This is a genomic window from Providencia sp. wls1916 (assembly GCF_009706585.1).
GTDB classification, from domain to species: Bacteria; Pseudomonadota; Gammaproteobacteria; order Enterobacterales; family Enterobacteriaceae; genus Providencia; species Providencia lanzhouensis.
Genome location: NZ_WLUL01000009.1, coordinates 95738 through 117018, shown reverse-complemented (window position 1 = coordinate 117018; position 21281 = coordinate 95738). Strand labels below are relative to the sequence as shown.

17 protein-coding genes and 1 pseudogene are annotated in these 21281 nt (G+C 39.6%); 5 read left to right on the top strand and 13 right to left on the bottom strand.

Annotated features, from left to right (window positions below; translation table 11 throughout):
• Positions 1-3: 3 nt before the first annotated feature.
• Positions 4-300, top strand: coding sequence for a cell division topological specificity factor MinE (gene minE, locus GKR61_RS03785; protein ID WP_036948203.1), 297 nt, complete (start codon positions 4-6; stop codon positions 298-300).
• Between the two features lie 73 nt (positions 301-373).
• Here the strand turns inward: minE and GKR61_RS03780 are convergent, their stop codons facing one another.
• The 9 genes and pseudogenes from GKR61_RS03780 to GKR61_RS03740 form a co-directional block, all read right to left on the bottom strand.
• Complete coding sequence (locus tag GKR61_RS03780; protein WP_154599301.1) at positions 374-1153, bottom strand: energy transducer TonB; 780 nt, start codon at positions 1151-1153, stop codon at positions 374-376.
• A gap of 50 nt (positions 1154-1203) precedes the next feature.
• A complete protein-coding gene (locus GKR61_RS03775; protein WP_154639556.1) occupies positions 1204-4236 on the bottom strand; it encodes a TonB-dependent receptor domain-containing protein in 3033 nt (1010 codons plus the stop codon).
• An 18-nt stretch (positions 4237-4254) separates the two neighbouring features.
• Positions 4255-5679 (bottom strand): surface lipoprotein assembly modifier, encoded by a 1425-nt coding sequence (locus GKR61_RS03770; protein ID WP_154639555.1) that lies wholly within the window; start codon positions 5677-5679, stop codon positions 4255-4257.
• A 115-nt stretch (positions 5680-5794) separates the two neighbouring features.
• Positions 5795-6562 (bottom strand): Slam-dependent surface lipoprotein, encoded by a 768-nt coding sequence (locus GKR61_RS03765; RefSeq protein ID WP_154599304.1) that lies wholly within the window; start codon positions 6560-6562, stop codon positions 5795-5797.
• Positions 6563-7078: 516 nt separating this feature from the next.
• Positions 7079-8200 carry a ribonuclease D gene (gene rnd / locus GKR61_RS03760; RefSeq protein WP_036948213.1) on the bottom strand — a complete coding sequence of 374 codons (1122 nt, stop codon included), beginning with the start codon at positions 8198-8200 and terminating at the stop codon, positions 7079-7081.
• A gap of 109 nt (positions 8201-8309) precedes the next feature.
• Positions 8310-9998 (bottom strand): long-chain-fatty-acid--CoA ligase FadD, encoded by a 1689-nt coding sequence (gene fadD, locus GKR61_RS03755; RefSeq protein WP_154599305.1) that lies wholly within the window; start codon positions 9996-9998, stop codon positions 8310-8312.
• A 332-nt stretch (positions 9999-10330) separates the two neighbouring features.
• Positions 10331-10933 (bottom strand): Slp family lipoprotein, encoded by a 603-nt coding sequence (locus tag GKR61_RS03750; RefSeq protein WP_036948218.1) that lies wholly within the window; start codon positions 10931-10933, stop codon positions 10331-10333.
• A gap of 220 nt (positions 10934-11153) precedes the next feature.
• Positions 11154-11849, bottom strand: a complete 696-nt coding sequence (gene tsaB, locus GKR61_RS03745; RefSeq protein ID WP_108478182.1) for a tRNA (adenosine(37)-N6)-threonylcarbamoyltransferase complex dimerization subunit type 1 TsaB — start codon at positions 11847-11849, stop codon at positions 11154-11156.
• Positions 11850-11952: 103 nt separating this feature from the next.
• Positions 11953-13878, bottom strand: a pseudogene (locus GKR61_RS03740) (ATP-dependent DNA helicase).
• Positions 13879-14026: 148 nt separating this feature from the next.
• On the opposite strand from GKR61_RS03740, the gene GKR61_RS03735 reads away from it, so the two are divergent.
• The 3 genes from GKR61_RS03735 (at position 14027) to GKR61_RS17905 (ending at position 15577) form a co-directional block, all read left to right on the top strand.
• On the top strand, positions 14027-14374 hold the full coding sequence (locus tag GKR61_RS03735) for a RidA family protein (RefSeq protein ID WP_036948225.1): 348 nt from the start codon (positions 14027-14029) through the stop codon (positions 14372-14374).
• Between the two features lie 356 nt (positions 14375-14730).
• Positions 14731-15249, top strand: coding sequence for a colicin immunity protein Cui (cui, locus tag GKR61_RS03730; protein WP_148444739.1), 519 nt, complete (start codon positions 14731-14733; stop codon positions 15247-15249).
• A gap of 112 nt (positions 15250-15361) precedes the next feature.
• Positions 15362-15577 (top strand): hypothetical protein, encoded by a 216-nt coding sequence (locus GKR61_RS17905; RefSeq protein WP_230083115.1) that lies wholly within the window; start codon positions 15362-15364, stop codon positions 15575-15577.
• Here the strand turns inward: GKR61_RS17905 and GKR61_RS03720 are convergent.
• The 3 genes from GKR61_RS03720 to mdtJ all read right to left on the bottom strand — a co-directional run bounded on the left by GKR61_RS03720 (position 15540) and on the right by mdtJ (position 18036).
• Positions 15540-16604, bottom strand: coding sequence for a hypothetical protein (locus GKR61_RS03720; protein WP_154639554.1), 1065 nt, complete (start codon positions 16602-16604; stop codon positions 15540-15542). The genes GKR61_RS17905 and GKR61_RS03720 overlap by 38 nt on opposite strands.
• Positions 16605-17273: 669 nt before the next feature.
• The gene (mdtI, locus tag GKR61_RS03715; RefSeq protein ID WP_154599308.1) at positions 17274-17606 is read right to left on the bottom strand and encodes a multidrug/spermidine efflux SMR transporter subunit MdtI; all 333 of its coding nucleotides are present in this window, start codon (positions 17604-17606) and stop codon (positions 17274-17276) included.
• A 1-nt stretch (position 17607) separates the two neighbouring features.
• Positions 17608-18036, bottom strand: a complete 429-nt coding sequence (gene mdtJ, locus GKR61_RS03710) for a multidrug/spermidine efflux SMR transporter subunit MdtJ (protein WP_036948234.1) — start codon at positions 18034-18036, stop codon at positions 17608-17610.
• 656 nt (positions 18037-18692) lie between these two features.
• Here mdtJ and pdxK point away from each other — a divergent pair.
• The gene (gene pdxK, locus GKR61_RS03705; protein ID WP_154599309.1) at positions 18693-19541 is read left to right on the top strand and encodes a pyridoxine/pyridoxal/pyridoxamine kinase; all 849 of its coding nucleotides are present in this window, start codon (positions 18693-18695) and stop codon (positions 19539-19541) included.
• A 76-nt stretch (positions 19542-19617) separates the two neighbouring features.
• Here pdxK and zwf read toward each other — a convergent pair whose 3' ends face one another.
• Entirely contained in the window at positions 19618-21093 is a 1476-nt protein-coding gene (gene zwf / locus GKR61_RS03700; RefSeq protein ID WP_154639553.1) for a glucose-6-phosphate dehydrogenase, read from the bottom strand.
• Positions 21094-21281: the final 188 nt, after the last annotated feature.

The window sequence follows — 21281 nt, the reverse complement described above, 5'->3', positions numbered from 1 at the left end:
ATAATGGCTTTATTGGATTTCTTTCTGTCGAGAAAAAAGACGACAGCAAATATCGCAAAAGAGCGACTGCAGATCATCGTTGCTGAACGTCGCCGCGGTGATAGTGAGCCAGCTTATCTTGCTGATATGAAGCGAGATATTTTGCAAGTTATTTGCAAGTATGTTCAAGTTGACCCAGAAATGTTATCCGTACAATTTGAACAAAAAGATGATGATATTTCTGTTCTCGAATTAAACGTCACCCTTCCTGAAGCGGAAGAAGGTAAAGACGTTAAAGAAGCAAAACCAGCAGAACAGTAATATTGTACAATGCCGCTATATCGCTATATTTATATAACGCCATAGCGGCTTGATTTTGTTAGCGATTTCAGTATTAGTCTAACTTGAAGTTAATTTTTAATATCATTTTTCTGTTCATATTTTCAGGCGGCTTACCGAGTGGCTTGCAACGCTTAATCGCATCCAATATCGCCTGTTCAAAAAATTGGCTCTTTTCTGAATCCACCACTTTCGCATTGACCAACTCACCTTTCTCTGTGACATCAAACTGAACTTGAATACCCCCTTGTATACGCATTTTGCGTGCTCGTCGCGGGTACTGTTTATGTCTATCAATTTCCCGTTTGATCTGGTCTAAATAGCGCTGTTTGGCATTGATGCTATTTTCACCATCAGAAAAATGAGCGAGATCACCTTGCTGCCCTGCTGCTAAAGAATTTGCTGTGTTTTCTCCTTCTTTAGCTCTTTGGGTTTGCAAATCATCTCGAAGGCTTTCTTTCTTGGTTTTTTCTTCCGGCTTAGCCTTATTTTTTATAGAACTACGTTTTTCAGATTTCACTTCTTTGGGTGTTCTTTCAGCGACGGTATTTGAGGTATTATCTTGCTGGTTACGCTGCTTTCTGACCTTGATATTGGCGTACTCAAGCTCCTCAATAACATTGAGTTCACCGCCAGTTACCGATTGGCTTTCTTGGGGGATGCTCACTTGTTGCTCAACTAAAAACTGGGTTAACGCGACGGTCACTACTGGCGAAATTAACGGTGCTGTCATTTTGAATGACAATGAATTGAATGCAAAAAAACAGAAATAAATAATGGTGCCGTGTAATAAGCCAGAAAGCGGTAATCCATAATAAATTCGAAAATAATTCATGGCGATATTCCTAATCAGCCCCAGCAAATGTGCTTTGCTGGGGCTGAGCCTTAGAAGTGACTGGTCACACTTAAACGAAGGGATCTCCCCGGTGCTGGCATCATGCTACGTGTCAGCGGGTCAATGTAATATTCGTTTAATACGTTAGAGGCTAACAATTCCACTAACAGGTTCTTATTCACTTGATAAGTGACATAGGCATCCGTGACAAATACCGCATTCCAACTCATCGGATTATTGTTTAAAGGTGAATAGGAAGGGCCAAACTTGCTCGCCATCTGTGCTTCATCTTTATTTTCTGTTTTGGCGTGATATCGCACCCGCCCGCCAACTTCCAAACTTTCATTAAAGAAGCGCATACCAAGATTAGTATGGATACTGTATTTAGGTTGCAACTGGGTTCGGAGATAACCGAGTGGAAAGCCACCTTCAGTACAAATTGACCCTTTGAACTTGTTCAACGGGTCTAAGAGAACCATCGAAGCATCATCACAAACTTCATTTTTCAGTCGGAAATCTACCCCTAAATCGCCAAAGAAACGCCCATTATCATAGCGGGCTAACACTTCTAAACCGGCGGTTCGGTGCTGATCCATTTGCGCAAAAACCAAATTACCATCACGATCAAACGCATTATCGATAATATTATGGTAGTAATTGATTCTAAAATCGGCGGCATTTTCTGCTTTCAACCAACTTTGCAAATTACGTACATAACCGATTTCAAAAGTATGGCTACGTTCTGGCTTAAAGGGGTGATGCCCTATAGTGACTTTACCTCCGCCAGAAAAACCGATGGTATCTTCAAAAATACTTGGCATTCTAACGGTTTCAGCATAACGAGCAAAAACGCGATCATTTTCTGAAAGGTAAATTGAACCTCCCAGTGATGGGCTCCACGCTGAGTTAATACGTTTACCCGGTTTTTTATACTTTTCATTCTCACTGACTAAAATATAGTCCCATTCTTTATTTGGAGCACGATAGGCTATAATTGCTTTCACTTTTTTCTGGCTAATCGGGTCAATCACTTCTTCTGATAGGTCAATTTTCCCATTATAGAATGGGTTTTTCTCTGTAGTGAGTTTGCCATCTTCATCCACCCGCCATTTGATATAGTCGAATCCGGTAATACGAAATCCCTCATACTCTTCATGGATTGTAGAATAGTGCTCGGCTTTTTTTAGGGAATACTTAGGAAGTGATAATGCTTCTGCGACAAACCACTCAATTTTAGAAACACCAATGGTACTATCCGGCCAGAGCCCTGTCTTATTGTAACCATCAAAAGTACGTCCTTTGTTATCCACATACTCTCTCACTTTACGCGCTTCCTCTTCCGTTAACGGCCGAGAGTATTCAAAGTTCATAGCTGTCTCAATTTGATGCATAGCAAAGCACTCATCTTTTACTTTTAATCGGCGTTCTCTTAATAAATCTCGCGACCAATAATTTTGATACTTAATACCTGCATTGACATTTAGCCAATCCGTTGGTCGCCAATCCAATCTAATTGCTCCACTGTACTCTTGGCGCTTTCCTTCACGTGGGATAGCCCGAAATGAGCTGTATTTAGGTATTTCTGCGTTAGGGTCATAAATATCATCATGACTGTGAATTTTCTCATTTGTAAAGTTACCAATGAAAGTCACATCAAAGCTAGGCAGTAATTGGGTCTTATTAGATAAGGAAATACCTTGCCTATCATTGAGTTGACTCAGTTTTATTCCATCTACTAATTTCCCGTTAACATGTGGATTTCTACGATTACCATTTACATACCAGTCATACTCCATCGCTTGCCTAGGCAAGTCACCCGCCGTATTAGAATTTAAATCCATTTTTGTTAGCCAATAACTTAACTGAAAATCAAAAAACGGCTGGTCGCTGGGTTTAAATCCATAGTTAACATAGAGAGAGCCTAAACTAAGATTTGCCAACGGCCATTGGGGAATTTCCCCTGCCAAATCATGAAAGCGAATTTGCGAGGGCATAATTTCCCCATAATGGCTTTTGGTATGCACATAGCCGAAGGAGACACTCTGGGATTCAGAGAGCTGCACATTCATTTTTTGCAGAAAAGTTTCGATATTACTGGAAGTATTACCTACTTCTTTAGTTGGCAAGTAAACATTGGCAACAAAAGGGATATTAGGATCTAACGTTTTTTCTGAGTATTTATTGTCTCGAGGAATAATTGGTTCTCGGAAATAGTTTGCGCCATGACGCCCCGCAAAATAGTTACCTTGGTTTCGGTGGCTATATGCAAATAACAAGTCAAATTTGTCTTGCCGTAACCCCAGTGCTACTCGCATTGCACTGTCTTTTAAATTAAAGAAATTGGAACTTCCTGGTTGGTCTGGCTCTACCGTTGTCTCTGGGTCTCGGAACCTCACTAACGACAGAGAGTCATCATAGTGATTAAGCAAACTATCCATGAGCATAGGGTTATCTCTATAATCGCTTCCAAGATGTAATTGATTGATTCGAGGCTTTGTTGAATTAGTTCGTGTTTCAAGTTTAAGATCGACAGAAAAACGTTCATCTGATGGGACAATATCATCAATGCTGAGGGTTTTTACTGCCACGCCACCACCAATAGAGGTACGAATATCACGATCTAACATCGGGCTTTTTACTACGGTGATACTGCTGATCATATTGGGGTCTACATAGTTTCGGTTATTGGCCCCGTTGTAGCCACGCCACACGGTGATGGCTTGCTCCGTACCATCCACCGTAACAGGTACACGCCCTTGACCTTGAATGCCTCGAATATTTGGGTCTAACGCCCCACTATTACGTGCATCACCGCTATAAACACCAATGCCATGATTCAAAATATCGGCGGGGTTAGTGCCTTTATAACGCTCGACCGCTTCTTTGCTGATATAGATATTTGATTCGTCTTTATCATATTGGTCATCAGCACCCTTTTGATCCCGTATTTTAATCGTATCAGTCTGGTCTTTTACTTGTATATTGCCCACCTGTTCCCTTGAGCTGGCATAAGACGAAAGTGAAATGACACCCATCGTTAACCCTGTGGCAATTTTCATTGCTACCACTGCTGTTACTTTCATATTAAATCTCAATACGAACTAAAACGTTTTACTTAAATTTAAACCCACTTCGCTTTTATTATAGGAATAGCTTATTTTTGCACTGCTATCATTGAATTTATAATTAACATACAGTGTTGGTGTTAATGATAAAAATGTGTGGCTTAATAGGGTTATTTGGCTATTTAACTCCCATGATTCATCGTGTCGCTTTGTATTAAGTGCACTGTCAAAATCAAAAAACTTATGATTACTACTTGTTAATTTATCGACTAACTTATTCGAGCTAAATACATTGATTGAGCCCACAGTTAACCCTGACACTTGATAACTGTCACTTTTATATTGCTCAATGTTTTTACCACCATATAAATTTGAAAATAAGCTCCATTGTGGATTGACCGAATAAATTGCCGTTATACTATAATTAATATCATAACCTGATCGCGATACTCGTTTCCCAAAGAAAGCTTGATTTTTATACGTTAGATTGGATAGCAAATAAAGCTTATTACTAGGGGAGTATGCCCCTGTAATGCTCGCGCCGACACTGTAATGGTCAAACAAATGCCCTCGCCAATTAATATCTACAATCGGTGAAAAAGCGATCTTTTTATTCCCATAAAGATACTGATAGCTTACTGATGAATAACTTGAAAAACGCCTTTTTACTGAGCGATGTGGGTATTCCCATACGTATCCACCAAGGCTGGCCAACAGTGAATGTCCTCGATTCTGCCAAAGGACTTTATTGGCATTTCCTGAAAAGCCATACACCAAACCGGATTTGATTTCGCTACCTTGCATACACCACATCGAATTACATTGCTGTTCCTTGTTACCGTGAGCCTCGGTATAGTTTGTGTCATACTTTAAATCCGCATTGAAATTTCCCTGCCAATTAGCTCGATTTTCTAATGCTGTAATTTCACTGTCTATCTGTTTTATTCGCTCTTCAGGTAAACCTACTCGATATTTATTCTTTATTTTTCCGTATAAAACTAATGCTTCACGATAATAACTATTCTTTATATAGATATGAGCCAATTTCATTTCAGCAAACACTGAGTTAGGGTTTCCATTAACTATTTTTAAATATAATTTTAGCGCTAATGGATAATCACCATTAAAATAAGCCCTCTCTGCTGAAATATAATCCACCATACCTTTGTCGTGATTTTTATCATTTAGATATTCAGGCAATATTTCATCGATTTTTTGGAATTGCTGCCGATTGACTAAATCATAAAGAATAAAACCAAGGTCGTCGACATTTTTGTTTATTTTAAGTGGAATTATATTTGACGAATTATTTCTTGTGTTATTTATTTCAGTTAAAAATCCGATTATTTGTTCATATTGTTTTTGCCCATATTGTTGACCGCCATAGCTTTGCTCAGAAAATGAATTTACAGAAAACAATAATAGAATTAATACCTCAATCTTGCTGATTGTTTTTTTCATCCGTCTTCCTTTTTTTTCCCATAAAAATACAGGTAGGCAAAATCACTTTTGCCTACCTGATAACAATCATATTGCTAAACAAAGAGTGTTAAATAAAGAGTGTTAAATAAAGAAATTACTCTTCGGTTTGGCTACCACCAAAGGCAGTATCATGTTTGTGATTATCATTAAATACCAACACACCACCAACATGTTCCGCATTCTCACCAAAGAAGCGCCCATAACTCAAACCTGTATTCTGCTGAGTGTTTTCGAGATTTTTAACAATGGCATCCCCAGAAAACGAACCTCCATCCATTATTTTTCCTTTAAAATCATAACTATGTGCAGTTCCTTGTAATGACCCAGTATAATCTTTATCCCCAAAGTTCGCCTCAAAACTACCTGGAAGCTTTTTCTCACCATCATATTGGTTAATTCCTGCAATGGTGTAAGTGGCTTTACCTTCGGTTGGTACCGCTGTTGTTGCATCTTGGCCAGAGAAGAAAGCGGTATGCTTAGCATCGTCTTCCGTTCCAGTTTGTGACCAATCCCCATAATAAACTTCTGCATCCGCGATTTTAGAAAATTGGAATTTTCCCATATCGACTTCATGCTGTGGAGTTCCAGGGACAATATAAACATTACCTTCTTTAGGGAGCATCACAATTCTCGCTAAACTCGAGAATGATATTTTTTTCCCATTAGCTTTATCACGATGACCAATACCCGGAGCACCTATAGAACCACCATATGGCCCATGAGCGCCTTGTGTTCCCCCAATTGTTACATCCGACCTTTCTGTTTCATACGTTTGGCTTTGTGCAGATTCCGTTACCGCACTCGCACAAGTAGAAACCCCCACCAACATAGCAATTAATGTAAATTTAGTGCTTTTATTCATATTCAATTTCCTTATTTTGAAAATAAAAAATTAAAAGGAGATGATGCTTTTTGCTCTGTGATCTTGGACGTATTTGCGGGCCCACAAACTGGAAATGATTTTATGAGAATGAGTTTTATTTACAAATGGAGATTTTATAATTCAATTAAAAATCATTGTATTAGAATGATTTTTTCTTTTTATTTTTCAATAAACTATAAAATAACCCTCCCCATACAAATGTTAATCATCGCTGTAATGGGTTATTTTAAGTTCGATTTTTATTTATATTTGCTATTTTTTAAGAGTAATTACAGAATTGAAATGCATTAAAGTGAGGCATTAATATTAGAAAGAAACATTATTTTTAGATTGGCGATAAATAATAATCTTCATTATTTAAAGAATAATAAATATTGAATATTGGCAGAATGAGAATAAAACTTATTGATATGAGTAACAAATTACCGAAGAAAAAAGTACTTTAAAAATGGGATAAAGGCACAAAATCATCGCTATTTTGTGCCTTTATCATAATTATGCTTGGCTAAGTAATTGGGTTAATGGCGCTTCCAGTAACCGACCTCGCCAACCAGCAAGCAGTTCAGGCTGACATGATTTCTCTTTTAGCCCCCAATGTACCGCTAATAACTGGTTAATTTGTCGACGAGATGCTAATAACTCTGGGTTGAATTTTTCATTCTCGGCGATTTCTTTCACCACCCCTTTGATCTCTTTAAAAATGCTCTTGTATTGGCTCTGTTCAGTAATATTAGCAACAGGCGCCGGATACTGGCTGGCATCCAGTTTCTTCGCGTCTTCGACAATACTTAACAAGCGGCGACCATGACAGCGAATTTCTTGCCCAGATAAACCGAGGGCATCCAACTCACCTAAAGAGCTCGGTAAATAACGTGCGACTTTCCACAGATTTTCTTCTTTAATCACGAAATTGATCGCCATATCCCGCGCTTTGGCTTGATCCAAACGCCATGCCGCCAGCAACTGTAAGCAAGCAAGTTGTTCATCGCGTAATTGCCATGCATTCGTGATATTTAAGTAGGCTTTTTCAGGCTTAACTGTTTTTTGACGGCGAGCAACCACACGCTGACACTCGTCTTGGGCATCGGCCAAATAGCCAGCTTCCGTCACTTTTTCCATCAAAATTTTAGCCAGCGGCAGTAAATAAAGTACATCCGCCATTGCATAATCACACTGCTTCGAACTTAAAGGACGCGCGAGCCAGTCTGTTCGAGATTCACTTTTATCTAACTCAACTCCCAAATGTTCCGCCACTAACGTAGCGAAGCCGCAAGAAATGGGATAACCCAAAAATGCCGCTACGATTTGGGTATCTATCATCGGCTCTGGCACACAACCAAAATCATGCATAAACACTTCTAAGTCTTCACTGCCTGCATGTAAAAATTTCAATTGGTTTGGATTGGTTAACAGCGCCTTAAATGGGCTAAAATCCGTCATTAATAGCGGATCAATCAGTGAAACCTGTTTTCCATCATACAACTGCAATAAGCCCAGCTGTGGGTAATAGGTTCTAGTGCGAACAAACTCAGTATCTAATGCTAACCACGGCGCATCACTGGCCTCTTGGCAGACTTGGGCTAATTCGCTATCTGTTGTGACTAAACGGTAATTCAAAACAAGTTTCTCTTTATTATAATTTGGTTAAGTGTATCTGACTGACACAGTAACGCCGGTAAAAACCGGCGTTACACACATTGCTTTTGTTAATTCACCAGCTAGTTGGCTATGACGGTGATTTTTCTCGTTCTTGCTGCTCTTCGGCTCGTAATTCTTTTCGTAGAATTTTTCCTACGTTAGATTTCGGCAACTCATCACGAAACTCAAAAATTTTCGGGACTTTATACGCCGTTAGCGAACGGCGGCAGAATGTTTTTAGATCTGCTGCGGTCAGCGCTGAATTTTTGGTAACCACAAAAACCTTCACCGCTTCCCCAGTACTTTCGCTTGGCACCCCAATTGCAGCACATTCGATAACATCAGGATGCATGGAAATAACATCTTCGATTTCATTTGGATAGACATTAAAACCAGAGACAATAATCATATCTTTTTTGCGATCAACAATACGAATATAGCCTTCGTCATCTATTTCTGCGATATCGCCAGTCGCTAACCAACCATCGATAAGCACTTCACTGGTCGAATCAGGGCGATTCCAATATCCTTTCATCACCTGCGGGCCTTTTACCCACATTTCCCCAGGAGTACCATGAGGAACTTCATGCCCATCATCATCTAAAAACTTCACATCGGTTGATGGAACAGGTATCCCGATACTACCACTATAAGCGGTTAAATTATATGGGTTACCAGAAACTAATGGCGAACATTCCGTTAAGCCATAACCTTCGAGTAAATGCCGCCCCGTCAGCGCTTGCCACTTCTGAGCAACCGCTTTATGGACAGGCATTCCGCCTCCAACAGACAGCCTTAAACGGGAAAAATCAAGCTTCTGAAACTCAGGGTTTTGCAACCATGCATTAAAGAGCGTGTTAACACCCGTGATCGAGGTAAAGGGATAGCGGGATAATTGTTTCACCGTATCTGGCACATCTCGCGGGTTGGTGATAAGCAGATTCACGCCGCCCACACTGATAAACAATAAGCAGTTTACGGTCAGCGCAAAGACGTGATAAAGCGGCAGTGCCGTTACCACATATTCATGACCAAAATGTAAAACAGGACCATACGCAGCTTTAGCTTGGGCGATATTCGCAAGCATATTACGATGCGTTAACATCGCACCTTTGGCTACCCCAGTCGTACCACCGGTATATTGTAAGAATGCTAAATCTTCGCCAATAATATTCGGCTTGATATATTGCATTCGATAGCCTTGATGCATAGCGCGACGAAACGAAATGGCATCCGGCAAATTGTATTTTGGAACCAACCGTTTTACATATTTCACCACAAAATCCACAATTGTGGCTTTCGGGCGCGGTAGCTGATCCCCTAAGCGGGTTAAAATAACGTGTTTAACTTTGGTATTAAAAACGATTTTTTCTAATGTATGTGCAAAGTTAGAAACGATGACAATCGCTGTCGCCCCGCTATCATTTAACTGATGCTCTAACTCTCGCGGGGTATACAGTGGGTTAACATTAACCGCTACCATACCCGCACGTAGGATCCCAAACAGTGCAATAGGATACTGCAACAAGTTTGGCATCATTAAAGCAACTCGGTCACCTTTTTTAAGACCCAATCCATTTTGTAGGTATGCGGCAAATGCGCGGCTTCTCTCTTCAAGTTTACGGTAGGTCATCACTGCGCCCATATTAATGAACGCTGGCTGATCCGCATATTGAGAAACGGCGTTTTCAAGTAACTCTGCTAATGACGCGAAGTCATCAGGACTTATTTCTTCAGGTACATCAGCAGGATAGTTTTTTAGCCAGATTTTTTCCAAAATGTTACTCCTGAATTTAGTGAGTTATTATTTTACACAACCCTTTAACAAATTATTAACTCATTGTACCAGTTTGAAAATTAGACAATGTTAAGGTTGAGAGCTATATCACTAAATAAATTTCATTCCTTCGAGATAAAAATAAGGCGGTCAATACCGCCCTATCAACTTATGATTAATTCACCAGAACTTTAGTCTGCTTATAACCTGTAATTATACACTGCTGGCAGGAATTTTTGGAGAATTAAGCGATGAATAGTCCACTCATGCTCAGTTTTTTTATAAAAAAAATCCTAGCTTAACTAGGATTTTTAGCAGAATAATACTATTGCTTAATCTTCCGTTAAATACGTCTGTACTTGAGCCGGCCCCACTGGATACCCATAGCCCCATCCCCAAGGATGATTATAGTAATATGGGGAGCCATAATACCCGTACCCCCATGGACCCGCAGGCGGTGGCATCATCACGCTTTGTGCAATGCTCCAACGTTGGAAGCCTGTGACATTCATTGTCACATATTGATAAGGTACCTCTCCGATTTTCCCTGCTTGTTCTCCAGTTATGTTACCCACAACAGTGACATAGCGGTTTTTAAAATCGTTTGGCTCAACAAACCCGTTAATATAAGCGTAGATTCGACCAAGCGATGCGGAGTTTAATTCAGGCGCAGCGTCATATTTATTTAACGTCATGACGGCTATCTCAATCCGCGTTCTTTTCGGCTCATTAAAGACAGATAACACTTTACCGCCAAAACGCGCTTCTTGACCAATATACATCTCCGGCGCATTTTGCACCGACTTAAGATTATCTGCAGGATTAGGTACTGATCCCTTAATAGACTGAGGGATAGATACACAACCTGCCAGCGCTAATATGCCCGCAAGTAATAGAGTTTTCATTGCCGAGCGGTAGCTAAATTGAATTTTCATTTACCACCTCCAATTAGCAGTCATTATAAAGTGAGATAGTACGTATTAAAACTGCTGGTATTCCTTATCACATTATATGTGCAATCCAATTTTTATTAACGCTTATTTATTCAATAATAGATCAATTAAACACCGATTCTATATCTTAGATTAAAAAAATAGCTATTGGTTTTACCCTGATAGCTATTTTTTCATTCGACAAAAATCATGCTGATTCTATTTATTCGCGACCCGGTAATTTTTTCCAAGTCACTTCATTACGCAAATAAGTCGGTTCGACATTCTCAACCGCAGTCACTTTACCTGCTAGCCACAGCTGCTCAGCAATTGGCAGCATATCTTGCGCTGCAGGTAACGTGATTAGGCTGTCACTTAAGGACAAGCCTTCTAATAATTCAGGATAAGCAGCCCAGCCCGTTCCTGCATGACTCCATTGCCCTTCTAATTCAGTGAATTTTAATTTGAAATCAGCAGGAAGCATCACAGCTTCAGTTTCTTCACCTACCCAAAAACCCTGCTCATCGCGTTGATATTGCGCACAATATATTTCGGACATTCGAGCATCAATCGCCACCAACACACGGGAACTATTCGTTGTTCGATATACACCTTGTGCCAGCGTCATCAGCGAGGAAACACCGATCATGGGTAAATCGGCGCCCAGAGCTAAGCCTTGAGCAATGCCCACACCAATTCGAACCCCAGTAAAACTACCCGGTCCACGCCCAAATGCTAATGCATCTAATTGATTAAGTTTAATGCCTGCTTGCGCTAATACTTCTTCTACCATCGGTAATACTTTTTGAGTATGTTCGCGAGGAGAGATTGCAAAACGCGAAATAATTTCACCGTCGCACAGTAATGCAACAGAACAAGCTTCAGTGGCTGTATCAACAGCTAGAATACGACTCGACATGCCTAAACTCCGGCAAATATTAGGTTTTTTGTTGTCGCCTTATGACGGCAACCTGAAAGATGGGCGGTATCTTAACATAAACCGCCCACAGGATTGCATAAAATTAGTGTTTCTCAATCGCTTCCGCGCGCTTAGTTGCCAAAAATTCAATCGCTTTATTCAGATCTCGCGTACGAGGCGAAGGTGGTAAGCTTCGCAAAAACACCTCTCCATAAGGGCGAGTCACGAGCCGATTGTCACAAATCACAATCACGCCGTAATCTTTAGTATCACGGATCAAGCGTCCCACCCCTTGCTTTAATGTGATGACGGCATCGGGCAGTTGAACATCGGTAAATGGGTCTCCCCCTCGAAGTTCACAGTCTTCAATACGAGCACGCAATAACGGGTCATCCGGCGCGGTAAACGGGAGTTTATCGATGATCACGCAGGTCAGTTCATCGCCCCGAACATCAACTCCTTCCCAGAAACTGCTCGTAGCGACCAAAACGGCATTTCCTGCCGCAATAAACTGTGCCAGCAATTTATTTTTACTGCTTTCCCCCTGCATAAGCACAGGCAATGTCAGCGACGCTTTAAACTCTTCAGCTAATTCCCTCATCATTAAATGAGAGGTACATAAAAAGAAGCATCGACCTCGGTTTTTTTCAATTAACGGGCGTAACATATTGGCAAGCTTTTGAGCGCTACCCCGTTGATTAGGCTCCGGTAAAAAGCGAGGCACACACAGCAAAGTTTGGCTTTCATAATCAAACGGGCTTGCGAGCAATAATGTTTTCGCAGAGCTGAGACCTAAGCGGTCAGTAAAGTGGCTCAGTTTTTCGTTAACAGAAAGGGTTGCTGACGTGAACACCCAACTAGCCGGCGTACTAGCAATCATTTCACTGAATTTATCCGCGACAGTGAGTGGTGTTAAGGCTAATAAAAAGTGACGTCCGTAGCTCTCAAACCAGTAACTATAACCCGGTATGGTGACATCCTTTAAGCGGTTAAGACGGTTGCGGTAAATCGTCACGCGCTCAAAAATAGAATCCAAACTTTAGGAACGCCCTAATGACGTTTTGATGACTTCATAACAGAGTTCCAGTGCATCATCCAGTAGCGTTAACGCTCGCTGAACTTCGGATAACTTCAGTAATTCCCGTAAATTCCCTCTAAAGCTGTTTTCCCCTAAGTTAAGGCGAAAATCCAGTGTGCTTTGCGTCAGTCGATCGGCACTTTTTTGCAATTGAGCTTGGTCTTTTAGTTCTGTACGATACGTCATTATCATATCGCGAGCTAAATCTAACAGTTGCCGGCTACTGAGTTGCTGACCAAAATATTGGCTTGCAATATCAGGGATTTGATGGGCTTCATCGAAAATCATCACATCCGCTTGGGGGATCAACTCCCCAAAACCTGTATCTTTCACCACTCTGTCAGCCATAAAAAGATGGTGGTTAACGACCACCACATCTGCATCAAGGGCTTTACGACGCGCTTTGAGTACAAAGCACTCTTGGTAGCGGGGGCAATCACTGCCTAAACAGTTATCGTTGGTACTCGTGACTAACGGCCAAACGGGGCTATCTTCAGCAATATCATGGCAAGTACTGGTATCCCCCAGTTCTGATTCGATGGACCAACTGCGTAATCTGACAATCGCTGAGAGGATCTCGGGTTCAAGGCTACCTCCACCGAGGGATTGCTGATCTAACCTTTCAAGACACAGATAATTTGAACGCCCTTTTAGAAGCGCCGTTTTACCCGTGTAGTTCATCGCATCGATAATCGTAGGTAGATCTCGGTGATAAAGCTGGTCTTGTAGTGCTTTCGACCCTGTAGAGACAATCACTTTTTTGCCACTTCGTAATGCAGGGACGAGATAAGCGTAGGTTTTCCCTGTTCCTGTACCCGCTTCAGCCACCAGCACATGCTGCTGCTCAATAGATTGAGTAACCGCGTCAGACATGGTGACCTGCGCAGCTCGAGGTTGGAAACCGGGAATTGTTTTTGCTAGAAAGCCATCTGCTGAAAAGTCGTTAGACACTACGAACCTATATTGCTTACTGTTGATGAGCACACTTTACCATGAGTTCAAGATGGCTGCTGAGCTAATTATCGTTTCATCAATGAACTGATTTTCATCATAGTAGCAAACTGATATCCTTTGTTAGCATTGATAATAAGGAACAATTATGACTATTGAACGCATTGACCCAGATACCCGTTGGTCTGAAGCTGTTATCCACAACAACGTGGTCTATTACACTAGCGTCCCAGAAAAACTGGATGGCGACATTATTATTCAAACCGCAGATACCTTAGCCGCTATTGATGTCATGTTAGGCCGAGTGGGTTCAGATAAAAGCAAAATTTTAGATGCGACTATCTTCCTTGCAGATAAAGCGGATTTTGCTGGCATGAACCAAGCGTGGGATGCATGGGTTGTTGCGGGTAGCGCACCTGTTCGTTGCACTGTTCAAGCGGCTCTGATGAAGCCTGAATATAAAGTTGAGATCAAAATCGTTGCGGCGATTGATTAGTCTTGATTGATACTTGAAAAAGAACATCAGCTTAATGCCGTCACTTGAATTGAGCGGCATTATTTTTTAACGTGATGTTTTGACCTTTTATTTTCTCACTTCTCTTACTTCTTTTCTGTCTCACTACATACCATAGCATGACGATAGTAGCTAATTTTTGGCTCCTATTTTACAGATCTATTTGATTTATTTATTGAAAGTAAAAAAATGTATTATTTAGTGCCTTACTGTTTGCCCATCTTCTTTTTTCATCTCAAATGAAATTTGTATTCCTCTACACAGTAGGAAATAATAAATCTTTACATGACAATAGGAATGAATATTATTATCACACCATGTGAAGTAGGAATTCTAAAATGTCTTTTAAGATCAATTCAAGTTTAGCTTTTATTATTACCATATTACTGGGAGCTGTTCCTCTCTCTGCTATATGGTTACACATGATACCCAACATAGTAATAATCAGTATTAGCAATTGGATAGATGAGATACCTGTGATTTATTCAGATTATTATCGAAATGAAAGCTATCTATCCGCTTTATACTGTAAAATCGCACCTGTATTTTCGATTCCATACTATTTGGTTATATGGAATTCTATAAAAATAAAAAAAGAACACTTTAAATTATATAACAAAGGGATAATTACAACTATATTTGGTTATTTTAGTATAATTTTAATCATTTCTATGATCACCTATATTAATTACTTTTTAAACTATAACATATCAAACGGAAACAGAAATTTGCGAACAATTTCCGCTTTTGAATTTACTTCATTTCTCTATTATTACGCCATCTTTATATCAATCTTTACCATTACTTGCGCTGCAGTAAATGCATTTATATTTCTACCTATTAAGTATAAAAAATAAAACATAAATCAATTCATAATTATAAATTTAAAAATATACTTACGGAATGATTTCTTTATTTATTGCATCAGCGAAATCAGCATCAATATAAGAGGTAATCACAGCAGTTAATATGATAGCAGATACAGATAAAAGTGTAGCTGAAATAGTAATCGGTAATAATAAGCTTAGGCTTGCTGATGTAAATGCTAATACAATAGGAGATGCAACTCCTGCTAATACCATAGCTTCAATTTCTAAAACTAAAGGTCTCCAATTTCCCGTTTCAAACCCCTCTTCAACCTTATTTTTTATTTTTCAAATTTTAAAAATTTATCCGCAAGCTTAAAAGAGCTACCTAGTTTATATAAATTCTCCGATAGCTTTTTTCCATCTATAAATTTTATAGCCTGAGAAATGGCAGGAAGATCTTTCTTATGAACTTTAAGATATGGATTATTTATTGTTTTTTCTAATATTTTTAGCGCATCACTTGAATTTTTAATTTTTTTGCCTTTAAAATCATTTAATTCATTAATTATTTTATCAGATGCAACCTTGTATTTATCCCCAATGATTTTAGATGCTTTATCACCAATATCTGAAATTATTTCTGATGCTGTCTTAATAGCTTCATTTATTTGTAATTTCATTATCTCCTCTTTGGCTTTACCTTGTATTTTCTTCAATTCCTCATCAACTTGCTTTTTGGCTATTGCTTCATCAATAATAGTATCTAATGCTAAATAACTTTCTAAATCTTTAGGCATCATTTTGTAAAAGATTTTAGAAGCTCTATTGAAATCATTTTTTCTCAAAGCATCTATCATTTCAGGGTAGTTTTTAATATTTCTAGTAGCATCTAAAGTATTTAAATATGTTAAGACTGCAGATGTTTTAGAATCAATCTTACTAAAAATTGAACTCTTAATATGTTTATCAATGTATATTTCCTTTCCATTTACCACCTTTCTATTCAGCATATCAAATAAATTCATATACTTTGAAAACATTTCTCGCCTAATCTTTAGTGTTGGAACAATGCCATTTCTTTTAAGAGCACCAGCGAGTTGATTTTCAACTTTATTACGATACTCATCAAAAACCTTTGTAAATGGAACTCCTATCGTTTGGCTTTTAACCATTATTTTTTTAAGCTCTTTATCATTAGGCTTTTTTAGTAAATCATCGCACAGCCTTTTGAAATAGACACAATTAACCTCACCACACACAGGGCAAATCATATCTTTCTTCATGCAGTATATATTTACTGCATCACTTAATGAAATATTACCATATTCTGTAGAAGCCATTCCATCATAAATCAATCTATCGCGGAAACTACTGTGTGGAGTTACTATCATTACATCATTCATGATATTTCCTTTCTATGAGCATAAAAATGAATATATTTATTAAATAAAATAAAAACCAATCTCATACAATATATAAAACATAACAACCTTCATTATAAAAATGTAAACATTATCTTTATTGCTGACTTTTAAAAATAAATATACCTTTTCAGTCATTCCATTTAAAATATAATAGATATAAATAAATTTTCTACTCTGAAGGATTTTATGCTTTTTTTCATAAAAATGAATTAATACAATAAAGAGAGTCTAATTTTTCTCAAAAACTAGTGAATACTGTAGTAAATTCATTTTTGGAAATGACGTCGTGATTGAATTGTAAAATAGCCACTACAGCTAGTGTCTTTATAATTAATAGATATATCAGAAAGTTGAGTAGACTGAGCTATTGAGATGCTATAATCCACACTTAAACGCCCTTGGTAACCTTTAATTGTTGCGTTACCTTGCCCATAGGCTGCCTAATGGCGGCCATTCAAAAAATAAATAGAGATAAAATTATTTTCATTAACGAATGAATAACCATATATTATTCTATGAAAATTAGTTCAATATTTTAAATATATTACTTCACTGAAAGTATTAATTTTAGATGTAATTATATATTGAAAAGCTATTAGTACTATATTGTAGAATAAACACTAATAGCTTTAAGAATTGTATTGTCCGTTACGACATTTTAATCAGCACCATACCGATAAGTAAGAGGACTAACCCACCCCAGCCTTTATAGTTTAGGCGTTGATTAAACAGGATCCAGCCAGCAGCAACTGTGGCGATTAAACCGAATGCTCCCCATAATGCATAAGCGACTGACAGTTCAATTCCCTTCACTGCCTGCGCCAGTGCACTAAATGCCCCTAATACGGCGATGAGAGACAAAATTCCTAACCAATAATGTCTAAAACCATCTGACATTTTTAAAAATACGTTGGCAAGAATTTCCAGTACCACTGCGAGGATCAAAAATGCCGCATGCCACCATTCAAATTGACTGGCCATACTACACCTCCGATTTAGCAGTCTTTGTCACTAAAGCTCGGGCTTTGGCGGAATCAACCGCATTTTTTGCAGCTTGTTTTACTTTCTGAGCTGATTGGCTAACAGTCGCTTTTTTGGTGCCTGATTTGATCAATGCAATACCTGTGATCAGGAAAACTAATCCACCAACTTTCATTGGTGACAGTGATTCTCCAAACCACAATACGCTGAACGTCGTAATTAGCAGAACACCAACACCTTCCCACATAGCGTAAGCAACACCCAGTGCCACTTTTTTTACCGCAACCGCCAGTAAAATATAGGAAGTCGCAATCATCACATACATCACAGCCATACCAGTGAAATCACCGCTTACACTGGCATGTTTCATTGATAACGTACCAATGACCTCAGTCACGATAGCTAATGCTAAAAATATCCAATAAATCATTATAGTATCCCTCTAGATACAGCTTCGCCATAGCCTGTTTTTTGAACAAGACAGAAAGGCAATTAGCTTAATGGCTAAGCTTTAAGCTGTTTAAAATTCAAATAAAAATAAAAGAGTGCTGATTTTATTCAGCGAATTGAATAATCTAGAAGGACGCTATAATGCGCCACACCAGTGATACTCACTGGAAAGAATAGCGGAAAGGAAAAGCTTGTGTGTTGATCTTCTTTGGGACTTACTGATCTTTATGCTAGTCACGCTAAGCATGATATCTCATTCATTTCATCGGATGGACATCCATCTAAGTTACTCCGAACCCTCATATAATTGTTAGTTTCAAGCTATTTCTACCACGCCAAAATTATTAAGTCAATGAATGCAAACGCTTTTTGAATCCGTCATATTTATGCATAAATATTCATTAATATGCTAAGCAATACAGTGCCAGCGTCTATTTTGCGAATAATTCTGTAATTTTCCTCGCATTTATTTTTAGAGGATCTGAGCAAAAAAAATTTTTTTTACCCTTTTTTATGCTGCTAACATCCCATTCAATATGAATTTTTTCGGTTACGATTGACAATTAACGCCAACACGCTTCTTATCGTGTTATCCGTTAGAAAATAGCAATAATGAACACCAAATAAGAGAGAGTCATGGATACCTTTACGCTAACGTCAAATAGCTTTCAAAACGCCGCCGATGCCACCCCGCTTCCTTATGATGTTGTCTCCATTCAATCACAAGTTGTCTATGGCAGTGTGGGTAATAGCATCGCTGTCCCCGCATTGACCAAACAAGGATTACGCGTTGCTGCAGTTCCCACCGTTATTCTAAGCAACACGCCCCACTATGCCAGTTGTTATGGTGGAGAATTACCCGGTGAATGGTTTCGTGGCTATTTACAAGGCTTTGTTGAACGTGGCAGTTTAAACAGCATTAAAGCCATTTTGACGGGTTATTTAGGTTCCCCAGATAAAGCTCACGACCTTGCAAATTGGCTTGGCTCTGTGCGCGAGCAACACCCTAAAATGCCTGTCATTGTCGACCCTGTCATGGGAGATGAAGATAGTGGCTTTTATATTCCTCCAGCGATAGCTGATGTTTATCGTCATGAAGTCATTCCACTCGCGACAGGGATTATCCCGAACAAATTTGAACTTTCCACACTCAGCGGGCAAGAGATAAACAATCTAGACGATGCCACCCGTGCAGCGCGTTCGTTACTCAAAGGTCACACGCAGTGGGTCATCATTACGAGCGCTTTCCAACCTGATGAGGAAAGCATTGAAGTGGTTTGTGTGACTAAACAGGATGTCGCCGTTATTCGCCATAAACGTTACCCTGTCACACCAAAGGGCACTGGAGACCTATTCGGCGCTGAGCTTACCGCTCAATTATTAGCCGGATTATCGGTTCCTGATGCAGCCAAAATGGCGTGTTTACGTATCGAGCAAGGCATCATTCATATGGCCGCTACGGGGCGTAGTGAGTTAGTGCTATAGCCTTTCTAGCTATGTATTTATGACATACAATAAAGCCCAGTCAGATGACTGGGCTTTCATTACAACTCAAGAAAAATCACTCAAACTCATTCCACGAACGTCCATCGCGAGCAATCATTGCCACTGAAGCGATAGGACCCCATGTTCCTGCTTGATACGGCTTAGGCGCGTCGTTATCCATGGCCCACGCTTCCATAATGGAATCGACCCACTTCCACGCTTCTTCCACTTCATCACGACGTACAAACAATGCCTGAATACCACGCATAGCTTCTAATAATAAACGCTCGTAAGCATCCGCAAGATGCGTTTGGTTGAAGGTTTCGGAGAAACTCAAGTCCAGTTTAGTGGTCTGTAAACGGTGTTTATGATCCAAGCCCGGTGCCTTGTTCATAATTTCAATATCGATCCCTTCATCTGGCTGTAGACGAATGGTCAATTTGTTTTGTGGTAAATCTTGATAGCTTTCAGAGAAAATATTCAGTGCCGGCTTTTTAAAATAGACCACAACTTCTGAACATTTTGCAGGTAAACGCTTACCAGTGCGCAGGTAGAATGGAACGCCTGCCCAACGCCAATCATCAATATCTACACGTAAAGCCACAAAAGACTCGGTCTGGCTCTGCTTATTCGCGCCTTCTTCTTCTAAGTAGCCTGGTACTTTTTTGCCTTGTACAAAGCCCGCAGTATATTGACCGCGTACGGCTTTCTCACGAACGTTTGTGTGGTCAATGCGGCGTAAAGAACGCAGCACTTTCACTTTTTCATCACGAATACGGTCAGTGGTTAAGTCTGCCGGTGGTGACATGGCGATCATCGTTAAGATCTGCAGCAAATGGTTTTGCACCATATCACGCATCTGACCTGCTTGGTCAAAGTAACCCCAACGACCTTCGATACCGACTTCTTCCGCAACGGTGATCTGCACATGGTCAATAGTGCGATTGTCCCAGTTATTAATAAATAGTGAATTCGCAAAACGCAGTGCCAGAAGGTTTAAAACCGTTTCTTTACCTAAATAGTGGTCAATTCGGTAAACTTGACTTTCATCGAAATACTTAGCCACTTCATTGTTGATCTGCTGAGATGAAGCTAAATCTGTACCTAATGGTTTTTCCATGACCACGCGGTTAGGTTGTTTGTTCAACCCTGCGTGACCCAGCCCATGACACATTTCACCAAATGTGCTTGGTGGCATTGCAAAATAGTGGATAGCGGGTTGTGTATCTTGCTTAAGCATATCGGCTAAACGAACGAAGTTATCCGTTTCACTGACATCTAAATTGCAGAAATCTAAGCGTGCGCTTAAACGCTCCCACAACGCCAAATCTAGCTCTTCTTTCAAAAAATCATTTAATGCTTTATGCACAAATTCTACATAATCGTTCCGTTCCCATTGGGCACGACCAACGCCGATAATACGAGTATCTGGATGGATATAACCTGCTTTTTCCAATTGATACAGTGATGGAAGTAACTTGCGACGTGCTAGGTCACCTTTAGTGCCGAAAATAATCAGGTCACAAGCTTGAGCAGCATTATGTACCGCCATGTTGGTTCTCCTCAATCTGCGGAATTTAGAAACTATCTGATTAGAGCCCAAAGAAAATAAGGGAATACTTCACTCTAATGAGATAGGTTCTGAATGTCGTTTTTATAAAAATACAATCGGTTGCCTGCTAATGTACCCGTTTGCTACTGCCCAGTAAATATTGATGACGCTGGTCACAGTTTTTATGC